The 9,796-nt window shown below is 69.6% G+C and carries 11 protein-coding genes; 4 read left to right on the top strand and 7 right to left on the bottom strand.

Annotated features, from left to right (window positions below):
* Together LOY02_RS15405 and LOY02_RS15400 are read left to right on the top strand one after the other, a co-directional pair.
* Positions 1–543 (top strand): MFS transporter (locus LOY02_RS15405; protein WP_317183246.1); only part of this gene is annotated, 543 nt, incomplete at its 5' end.
* A 118-nt stretch (positions 544–661) separates the two neighbouring features.
* Positions 662–1,024: an RNA polymerase-binding protein RbpA gene (locus LOY02_RS15400; protein WP_317183245.1), complete on the top strand. Its 363-nt coding sequence runs from the start codon at positions 662–664 to the stop codon at positions 1,022–1,024.
* Positions 1,025–1,217: 193 nt separating this feature from the next.
* Here the strand turns inward: LOY02_RS15400 and LOY02_RS15395 are convergent, their stop codons facing one another.
* Genes LOY02_RS15395 through LOY02_RS15370 form a run of 6 tightly spaced genes read right to left on the bottom strand, consistent with a single transcriptional unit; the run spans position 1,218 to position 6,872 of the window.
* On the bottom strand, positions 1,218–1,748 hold the full coding sequence (locus tag LOY02_RS15395) for an FxsA family protein (RefSeq protein WP_317183244.1): 531 nt from the start codon (positions 1,746–1,748) through the stop codon (positions 1,218–1,220).
* Positions 1,745–2,551, bottom strand: coding sequence for a polyprenol monophosphomannose synthase (locus LOY02_RS15390; RefSeq protein WP_317183243.1), 807 nt, complete (start codon positions 2,549–2,551; stop codon positions 1,745–1,747). Before LOY02_RS15390 ends, LOY02_RS15395 begins: the two co-directional genes overlap by 4 nt.
* Positions 2,532–4,088 (bottom strand): apolipoprotein N-acyltransferase, encoded by a 1,557-nt coding sequence (lnt, locus tag LOY02_RS15385; RefSeq protein WP_317183242.1) that lies wholly within the window; start codon positions 4,086–4,088, stop codon positions 2,532–2,534. Before lnt ends, LOY02_RS15390 begins: the two co-directional genes overlap by 20 nt.
* Positions 4,089–4,126: 38 nt before the next feature.
* Positions 4,127–4,522, bottom strand: a complete 396-nt coding sequence (locus LOY02_RS15380; protein ID WP_317183241.1) for a hotdog domain-containing protein — start codon at positions 4,520–4,522, stop codon at positions 4,127–4,129.
* Positions 4,519–5,265 (bottom strand): OAM dimerization domain-containing protein, encoded by a 747-nt coding sequence (locus LOY02_RS15375; RefSeq protein ID WP_317183240.1) that lies wholly within the window; start codon positions 5,263–5,265, stop codon positions 4,519–4,521. Before LOY02_RS15375 ends, LOY02_RS15380 begins: the two co-directional genes overlap by 4 nt.
* Positions 5,265–6,872, bottom strand: coding sequence for a lysine 5,6-aminomutase subunit alpha (locus LOY02_RS15370; protein WP_317183239.1), 1,608 nt, complete (start codon positions 6,870–6,872; stop codon positions 5,265–5,267). The genes LOY02_RS15375 and LOY02_RS15370 overlap by 1 nt, the downstream gene beginning before the upstream one ends.
* 207 nt (positions 6,873–7,079) lie before the next feature.
* Here LOY02_RS15370 and LOY02_RS15365 point away from each other — a divergent pair, with 207 nt between their 5' ends.
* A complete protein-coding gene (locus LOY02_RS15365) occupies positions 7,080–7,481 on the top strand; it encodes a DoxX family protein (protein ID WP_317183238.1) in 402 nt (133 codons plus the stop codon).
* 11 nt (positions 7,482–7,492) lie between these two features.
* On the opposite strand, the gene LOY02_RS15360 is transcribed toward LOY02_RS15365, so the two are convergent.
* Positions 7,493–8,587: an L-erythro-3,5-diaminohexanoate dehydrogenase gene (locus LOY02_RS15360; protein ID WP_317183237.1), complete on the bottom strand. Its 1,095-nt coding sequence runs from the start codon at positions 8,585–8,587 to the stop codon at positions 7,493–7,495.
* Between the two features lie 90 nt (positions 8,588–8,677).
* Here LOY02_RS15360 and LOY02_RS15355 point away from each other — a divergent pair.
* Positions 8,678–9,796, top strand: a 1,119-nt coding sequence (locus tag LOY02_RS15355) for a lysine 2,3-aminomutase (protein WP_317183236.1), incomplete at its 3' end; no start/stop codon positions are given.

Genomic DNA, 9,796 nt, shown 5'->3' with positions numbered 1-9,796 from the left:
ATCCAGACCGTCATCGGCAGCTCGAGCCTCTACGGCATCGAGGAGCTGAAGTTCGACGAGACGTTCGTGTTGGGCGTGTTCCTCTTCGTCCAGTTCGTCGCGTTCTTCGGAGCCCGGCTCTTCGGACGGGTCGCCGGGCGGATCGGTGCCTGGCGCACCGTGCTCTACGGCATCGGCCTCTGGACGGTCGTCGTCGTCGTGGCCTTCGTCACTCCGCAGAACGCGATGGGAGTGTTCCTCGCCCTCGGCTTCCTCATCGGGATCGTCCTGGGAGGCACGCAGGCACTCTCCCGGTCGCTCTACAGCCAGCTCATCCCGCGCGGGCGTGAGGCGGAGTTCTTCAGCCTCTACCAGGCGATGGAGCGAGGCACGAGCTGGCTCGGCACCCTTGCCTTCGGCCTGATGTTCCAGTTCACCGGCTCCTACCGGTGGGCGATCATCGTCCTCATCCTCTTCTTCGTCGTCGGCGGGCTGTTGCTCGCCAAGGTCGACATGCGCCGCGGCATCGAGGAGGCCGGCAACCCCATGCCGGTCATCGTCTGACGCACGTGCTGCGCGCCGGCTCCAGGGAACAAGGAAACCGTCTGGCTCGTTCAAGCGTCTGTGAGGGTAGTACCCGGGTGGGTACAGGCCAAGAACAGACTTCTTGGGAGGGGTCCACATGGCAGATCGAGCACTACGAGGGTCGAACCTCGGCGCACGCAGCTTTGAGAGCGACGAGAACGTCGTCCCCAGTGAGCGGATGCTCACCGTCTACGTCTGCCCCGAAGGACACCGCACCGAGCTGCCGTTCTCCGTCGAGGCCGAGGTGCCGCCGACGTGGGAGTGCCGCTGCGGCCTCGACGCCCGACTCCAGGGTGGCGGACCGGAGCCGGAAGCCAAGCCGGTCAAGCACCAGCGCACCCACTGGGACATGCTGCTCGAACGTCGCTCCATCCCGGAGCTCGAGGAGCTCCTCGAGGAGCGGCTGACGCTGCTTCGCGAGTCCCGCGGTGAGAAGCCGCGCCGCAAGAAGTCAGCCTGACTCCCTCACCGCTTCGCCAGAGGGCCCGCCCCGTTCGTGGGGGCGGGCTCTTTCGTTCGTGTGGTCGTATGCCGCCCAGCTGACGCACGCTCCATCGTGGCCGCTGGGGGTGGCCGGGTGGCGGACGCGCCGTGGCCACCGGGTCCCGGCCGGCGGAGGCCGGCCGCCCCCGTGTCTCGGTGGCCCCCGCCCATCACTCGTCGATGATCTCGCCCTCGACCACGTCGCCCCCGGCGCTGGAGGGGCGGCGGCCCGCATCCGGACCGGCCGTCGGCGCCGTCCCGGGGCCACGGAAACCCGGCACCTCACCCATGAAGGACGTCTGCGCGATGAGCCGGCGGCTGATGACCGACTCGAGGAGTCGCCGCGCGACCGGCCGCGTGAAGGGCAGGACGAGGGCCAGGCCGACGATGTCGGTGAGGAACCCCGGTGTGAGCAGCAGCGTGCCGCCGATGAGCACGAGCATCCCGTCGGCGAGCTCGCGCGCCGGCATGCGCCCGCTCTGTAGTGCCTGGGTCAACGCGGTCCAGGCCCGTGCCCCTTCGAGCCGGATGAGCCAGGCGCCGACGATCGACATGGCGACGAGGAGGAAGAAGGTCGGCCAACCCCCGATGACCTGCCCGACGCCGACGAGAGCCATGACCTCGAGGATGGGCACGACGAGCAGGAGCAGGGCCGCGACCCTGGTCGGTCGCAGCCGACCGCGACGCGGGGGCGTGCTCATCGGTCCCGGCCCAACCCCGGGGCAGGAGCCGGGGAGCGGCCCGTCGCACGTTGCACGAGCGCCCTCACCTGTGCAGCCCGGTGCTCGATGCCCCATTTCGTGACGCTCGTGAGCGCCTCGCGAACGATGTCCCGGCCCATCTTCGACACGCCGACCTCGCGCTCGACAAAGGTGATGGGAACCTCGACGACCGTGAGCCCGGCCCGCACGGCCCGCAGGGTCAGGTCGATCTGGAAGCAGTAGCCGTGCGACTCGACCTGCTGCAGGCCCATGGTGCGAAGGGCGCTCGTCCGGTAGGCGCGATACCCGGCCGTGGCATCGTTGACCCTCATCCCGAGCAGCACCTTGGTGTAGAGGTTCGCGCCGAGGGAGAGGGCCTTGCGGTGCCCCGGCCAGTTGCGGACCTCGCCACCTCGGACCCATCGAGCGCCGATGACGACGTCGGCGTCGGCGAGCGCGGCGAGCAGCGACGGCAGCTGCTCGGGCTGGTGCGATCCGTCCGCGTCGATCTCGACGGCCGCGTCGTAGCCCTCTTCGAGGGCAATGGCGAAGCCGGCGAGGTAGGCGCGTCCGAGACCCTCCTTCCCGGGGCGGTGCACGACCCGGACCCTCGGATCGCCGGCGGCGAGCTCGTCCGCGACGGCACCGGTGCCGTCGGGCGAGTTGTCGTCGAGCACGATGACATCCGCGTCCGGCACGCTGGAGCGCAGGCGCGCCACGACCCGCGGGAGGTTGTCCCGCTCGTTGTACGTGGGAACGAGCACGGCGACTCGGGTCAGGGGCTCACGCTCGGGTGTGGTCATTCTCGTCCTTCGTCGTCGTGTCGCCAGGTCGATCCGGTCGTCTTGCCGGCCGCCGGCGCGTGGTGACCACCGCGACTGCCAGCACACCCAGGGCAGCGACCAGCTCGGGGGCCTCGCCGAGCCGCAGGGCGAGCGTCCTCGAGTCCCGTAATGGTAGGGCACCGCGAACGACTGCCTGTGTGAACAACGAGGTCACCTGGTGGGGGGTTCCATCAGGCGTGATGAGGGCGCTCTGCCCCACAGTCGATACGTGGATGACGGATCGCCCGAGCTCCATCGCACGCACCCTGCTGATGGCCAGCTGCTGGGGGGACTCGGCCGTGTAGCCGAAGGTGGCGTTGTTCGTCTGGACGACGAGGACATTGGCGCCGGCATCGACGACGTCGCGCATGATGTCGTCGTAGGCCACCTCGAAGCAGATCGACAGGCCGGCTCTGATCTGCTGCCCCGATGCCGTGGGAACGGTGAAGACCCCGACCTCGGAGCCCGGGTAGAAGTCCCGCCGCACCAGGTCGACCTTGTCGCTGAACGTGCGCCAGAAGTCGCGGTTGGGAATGTACTCGCCGAAGGGGACCGGGTGCAGCTTCACGTAACGGTCCGTGTCGCCCCTGCCCGGCTCGAAGAGGAGTGACACGTTGGAGACGTAACCCTCCGGCTCCTCGAGCAGACCTCCGACGACAAGAGGGACCCCGGTCTGTGCGACCGTGTTGCGGATCAGCTGGTTGGCATCCTCGTTGCGCAGCGGGTCGATGTCGGAGGCGTTCTCCGGCCAGACGTAGAGGTCCGGGACCGGATCCTCGCCAGAGGCGAGCTCGGCGGCCGCCGCGAGCGTGGCGTTGACGTGGTTGTCGAGCACGGCCCGTCGCTCCGCGTTGAAGTCGAGGCCAGGCCTCGGAACGTTGCCCTGCACGCCGACGAAGTTCGCCGTCGGCCCTCCCGTCGGAAGGGGCACCGCGAGGCCGGACAACGCCAGCCCCACCGCGAGGGCAGCCGGGAGGGCGAGCGAGCGGAGCGGCATACGACGCCGGGCGCGTGAGCCGACTACAGCGAGAAGGCCACCGGTCAAGGCCAGCACGAAGCCGACGAGCGGCGCCCCACCCACGGCGGCGAGGGGGCCGAACGGGCCGTCAGCCTGTGAGAAGGCCAGCTTGACCCAGGGGAATCCGCCGTAGGGGGCCCGCGCACGCAGCCCCTCCGAGACCACCCATACCAGGGCGAACACCACGGGGCGCACCTGGCCCGATCGGCCCAGCCACGCGTAGAGCGCCCCGGCAAGGCCGAAGAAGAGCGCCTGGAGGGTCGACAGGGCGAACCATGGGAGGTTGCCGACGTAGACGCCCGACCAGTGCAGCGTGGGCACGAAGAAGGCGAGCCCCGCGAGGAGTCCGAGGCCGAAGGCCGCCCACGCCCGCACACCGGTGAGGACGAGGACGAGCAGGCCCAGCGAGACGGGGGCCAGGAACCACAGGTCGAACGTCGGGAACGCGAGGCACAGCACTCCCCCGCTGACGAGGGCACCGATGACACGAGGCAGCACGCGTCAACCGTATGCGGCACGGCCCCCGGTGGCCGAACTCAGGGGACGACGACGACTCCTCGCGCGGTCGTCGCGACGATCGGGGGGTCGAGGACGTCTGCCGCCGACTGCCCACGCTCGGGCATTCCGCGGCCGACGACGCGCACCTCGAAGTCCATCTCCCGGCTGCGCCTGCCGACGCGGACGATCTCTGCCGAGATCTCGATGACGTCGCCGGCGCGGACCGGCGCCTTGAACTGGACGTCGCTGTACGACGCGAACAGACCTTCGTCACCGTCGGTCTGGATGCACATCTCCGTCGCGACGTCCCCGAAGGCGGCGAGCGAGTAGGCGCCGTCGACGAGGTTGCCGGCGTAGTGGGCGTGGCTGTACGGGACGTACCGGCGGTGGGTGACGCGGGCGCCCACGGTCGCCTTCGTCGGGCTCTCGGTCATGACTTCCTCCCCTTGCGGACGGACATCTCGTGGACGAGGTAGCTGGCGACCTCGGACGGGGTGGTGCCCCGGCCGAAGATCCGGTCGATCCCGAGCCGAGCCTCCGAGCCCTCCTCGAAGCGCGGGCCCCCCGCGACGAGGACCGGGACCTGGCCGGCGGGGTACGCCTCCCGGAAGGCCGCAGACATCTGCATCGTGTTGTGGATGTGCGCGTCCTTCTGCGTCACGACCTGGCTGATGAGGACCGCGTCGGCCTTCTCGGCCCTCGCACGGGCCACGAGGTCCGGCACGAGGACCTGTGCACCGAGGTTCACGACCTTGATCTCGGAGTAGTACTCGAGACCCTTCTCCCCCGCGAAGCCCTTGATGTTGAGGATCGCGTCGATCCCCACGGTGTGCGCGTCCGTGCCGATGCAGGCGCCCACCACGACGAGCCGGCGGCGCAGCGTCTTGCGGATCGCCGTGTTGGCCTCCTTGGCTGTGAGGAGGGGGTACTCCCGTTCGACGACGTGGACGTCGTCGAGGTTGACGAGGTGGTGCACGCTGCCGTAGACGACGAAGAACGTGTAGTCGGGGCCCATCGGCTTGGCGTGGACGATGAGGGCCGGGTCGAGGCCCATCTTTCGGGCGAGCTGGAGCGCAGCGCCCTCGGCCCGCTTGTCGTGCGGGATCGGAAGGGTGAACGACATCTGGACCATGCCGTCGCCCGTCGTGTCCCCGTAGGGGCGGATGATGGTCGACATCACCGGGCTCCCTTCCGGCTCGGGACACCGGCGTCCAGGGCGGTGATGGCCGGGTTGTCGTAGCCCGGCGCCCGGCGGACGACACCGTCGAGGCCCTTGCCGGCGTCGGCGGGGCGCTTCATCAGACCGAAGGTGCCGTCGGCGATCGCGGCCAGCAGCGGCGGGTCACCGGCCGCATCGGAGTCGTGCACGATGCGCTCGAGCAGCTCGACCGCCTCGCTGAGCACCTGACGGGCTCTCGTCTGGATGAAGCCGTCCCGGGGCGGATGGAAGTCCTCGGTGAGCCCGCTCGCGGCGTTCATCACGTATCGGACGTTCTGCAGTGCGAGGTCACGATCCGAGAGGAACGGGGTGACGACGGCTTCGGTCATCATCCCGACGAGGAGGATGCCCTGCCCGGTCATCGCGCCGACGAGGTTGAAGAAGCCGTCGAGCAGGTAGCCCCGGAAGATGTCGCCGGTCATGTGCTTGGTCGGGGGCATCCACTTGAGCGGTGCTTTCGGGAACAGCTCGCGGGCCAGCAGGGCGTGCGCGAGCTCGAGCCGGAAGCTGTCCGGCAGGTCGGGGTTGATCTCGAAGGCGTGGCCGAGTCCCAGCTGCCAGTCCTCGAGGCCGGCCTCCTTGGCGAAGCGTTCGTTGAGCAGCTGGCTGACGGTCACCGTGTGCGCCGCCTCGACCGCGTCCGCAGTCGTGAGGTAGTTGTCCTCACCGGTGTTGATGATGATCCCGGCGCGGGCGTGGATCTGGCGCGAGAAGCGCTGGTCGACGAAGGTCCGGATCGGGTTGATGTCGCGGAAGAGAATGCCGTACATGGAGTCGTTGAGCATCATGTCGAGACGTTCCATGCCCGCGAGCGTGGCGATCTCGGGCATGCACAGGCCCGAGGCGTAGTTGGTGAGGCGGACGTAGCGGCCGAGCTCCTTGCTGACGTCGTCGAGGGCGGCCCGCATGAGGCGGAAGTTCTCCTGGGTCGCGTAGGTTCCCGCGAAGCCCTCCCGGGTCGCGCCCTCGGGGACGTAGTCGAGCAGTGACTGCCCCGTCGACCGGATCACGGCGATGACGTCGGCGCCCTCCCGGGCCGCGGCCTGGGCCTGCGGGATGTCCTCGTGGATGTCGCCCGTCGCGACGATGAGGTAGATCCAGGGCTTCTGGCCCGGGTCGCCGAGTCGGGCGACGAGCCGCTCCCTCGTGCGACGGGCCGCGTCGATGCGCTTGAGGCCGACGGAGACTCCCCGGGCGGCCGCGCGCTGCGCGGCCTTCTCCTCTCGGCCGGTGGGCAGCCGGAAGGCCACGCTGCCGCTCGCGGCCTTCTGGGCGAGGGTCACCAGGTCGGGTGCCTCTCCCCGCAGCAGGGCGTCATACACGGGTGTGGTGACGCCGTGCTCGAGGCCGACCTCGTCACGGACTGCCGAGACGAGGTGGTTCACCCACGGCACCCGCTCGTGGTCGGCGCCGGCCAGCCCGGCCAGACGCAGCGTGGCCCGCTCCACGGACACCGTCGTGTGCCGCCTGGCGATCGAGACGACGGGAGCCGTCGCCTTGCGGGCCAAGGCGCGGGCCTTCCGGACGACCTCGGGGTCGAGCTCGAGACGCGGTGGAGAAGTCACGGCGCCAGCCTAGCGAACGCGGGACATCCTTCGGTCGGGAGGCGTCGTCACCGAAGGATCCATCGTGGCCCGCCCATCTGTCACGTGCGGTGGTGCCGTGCGTGACATCTGGGACAGAAGGGAGCAGGATGGACCCGTTGAAGATGTAACTACCTCGGCCCCCGGGCCTCCTCCACCTCCGTCCCTCCACCTCCTCAGGAGCACGTCATGGACGTTGCATTTCTCATCGGCAGGCTTCTCTTCGCCTTTCTCTTCCTCGGCTCGGGTTTCGCGCACCTGACCAAGACCGCCGACATGGCTGCCTACGCCGGAGCGCGCGGCGTGCCCTCCCCGAAGCTGGCCACGCAGGCTTCAGGCGCCCTCATCATCGTCGGGGCCCTCATGGTGCTCCTCGGTGTGTGGGGCGACCTCGGGTCCCTGCTGCTCCTCGTCTTCCTCCTGCCCACGGCGGTGCTCATGCACGCCTTCTGGAAGGAGACCGAACCCATGGCCAAGCAGACGGAGATGGTCCAGTTCAACAAGGACCTGGCCCTCGCTGGGGCGACGCTGGCCTTCTTCTGGGTCTTCGCCCAGGACCCCGGGCTCACCATCACGACCTCGCTCTTCTGAGGTCGGGTCGGTCAGGACTCGAGGCGGCCTTCGAAGAGGCCTCGCACGGCAGCGTTCTCACGGACGAGGTCGAGGGCCAGTTCGGCGTGTCCGGGCACGTAGCCGTTGCCGATGAGCATCCGGACGTCCGCGGCGAGGCCTTCCGCGCCGAGCGCCGCCGCCGCGAAGTTCGTGGCCATGCTGAAGAAGATGATCGTCCCGCCCTGGGCGGTCGCAAGGATCGCTGGCTGCTCGCACCCCGGCACGTCCACGCACACGACGGTGACGTCGGCGGGCCCTCCCGCGCCCTCGACCGCCCGGCTCAGTCCCAACGGCGAGCGGGCATCGGCGATGACGACCTCGTCGGCGAGGCCGGTGGGCGTCAGCAGGGCGCGCTCGCGCTCGTTGGGCACGACGGCGACGAGGCGCCCGGCGCCTGCGCGGCGGGCAGCGGCGAGCGACAACGAGCCGGACTTGCCCGCCCCGCCGAGCACTGCGACGGTCGGGGCGCCCACATCGCCGGCTTCGCCGGGCAGTGCGGCAGCGTACTCTGAGACGACCCGCTCGACGAGGGCAGGAGCGCCACAGACGTCCATCACCATGAGGGCGAGCCGCGGGTCGAGGTCGTCGGGGAGTCGCGCCGCGATCGTGCGCCCGAAGAGGATGGCGTGGCCCTCGGCCGGGACCTGCTCCGAGCGGCCGTCCCAGCGCGCCAGCCCGTCGGTGATGGCCAGCGGGGTCAGGGACAGGGACACGAGCGTCGCGACGCGCTCCCCCACCGCGAGACCCGTCGGGCTCTCCGGGCCGACCTCGGCCACCGTGCCGATGAGCATCCCCCCGGAGCCGGTGACGGGGTTCTGCATCTTGCCGCGCTCAGCGATGATCGCGAGGACCTCCGCTCGGAGGGCCGGACCGTCGAGGTGCCCGTCCGTGGTGTGCGTGTCGGCAAGCTGACGGTAGGAGGCCGCGTCGAGATTGAGGGTCTCCACCTCGATGCGCACCTCGTCCGGCCACAGCTCCGGTCGGGCGTCGAGCCGACGTGCCGCCTGGGGCAGCGTGATCGCGTCGCCCCGCGGCTCGAGGACGCGGTGCAGCCCGACAGGTGACGAGGCGGAGCCCTGGGTCATAGGGAGATCCTTCGGTCGGAGTAACGGCGAACGCAAGATATTGCCGAATCATAGAAGATTGGGCGCTGAAACTTCGGCTATCGTGGTCGTATGAGCAAGGTTGAGCAGCCCTACGCCTACCGACAGCGCGAGCTCGTGGAGCCCGACTGGACCCGCCTTCCCGGGTGGCGGGACGTGACCCAGGAGGACTGGGACAGCGCGCAGTGGCAACGCGTCAACTGCGTCCGCAACATCAAGCAGCTCCGCGCGCTCATGGGAGACCTCCTCGACGATCGGTTCTACGCCGACCTCGAGAAGGACCAGGCCGAGCGGGCGACGATGTCGATGCTCGTGCCACCGCAGATGCTCAACACCATGGTGCCGTCGACCGACACGCCGATGCCGACGGGGGGTCGCGACTTCACGGAGGCCTTCTACGCCGACCCGATCCGGCGCTACATGCTCCCGGTCTTCTCCGATCGTCGCACCGACTGGCCGTCGCACCCGCACGCCACGCGTGACTCGCTGCACGAGCACGACATGTGGGTGGCCGAGGGTCTCACGCACCGCTACCCGACCAAGGTCCTCGCGGAGCTCCTCCCGACGTGCCCGCAGTACTGCGGCCACTGCACCCGCATGGACCTCGTGGGCAACTCGACGCCCCAGGTCAACAAGCTGAAGTTCGACCTCAAGCCCGTCGACCGTTACGACGCCATGCTCCAGTACCTCCGCGACACGCCCGCGGTGCGGGACGTCGTGGTGTCCGGCGGCGACGTCGCGAACATGCCCTGGAAGAACCTCGAGGCGTTCCTCGACCGGCTCCTCGAGATCGACAACATCCGCGACATCCGCCTCGCCACGAAGGCGCTCATGGGACTGCCCCAGCACTGGTTCGCCGATGACGTCGTCGAGGGCGTGGCCCGGGTCGCGACGAAGGCGCGCGCTCGAGGCGTGTCCCTCGCGATCCACACACACGTCAACAACGCCCAGTCGGTCACGCCGGCCGTCGCTCGGGCCTCCCGGGCGATGCTCGAGGCCGGCGTGCGCGACGTCCGCAACCAGGGCGTGCTCATGCGTGGGGTCAACGACTCCCCCGAGCAGCTGCTCGACCTCTGCTTCGCCCTCGCCGATGGCGCATCGATCACGCCGTACTACTTCTACATGTGCGACATGATCCCGTTCTCCGAGCACTGGCGGCTCTCGCTCGCCGAGGCGCAGCACCTCCAGCAC

Source organism: Intrasporangium sp., from assembly GCF_032907665.1.
In the GTDB taxonomy this organism is placed as follows: Bacteria; Actinomycetota; Actinomycetes; order Actinomycetales; family Dermatophilaceae; genus Intrasporangium.
Note: the sequence above shows the minus strand (reverse complement) of the source record. Positions and strands in the feature narration are given on the sequence as shown.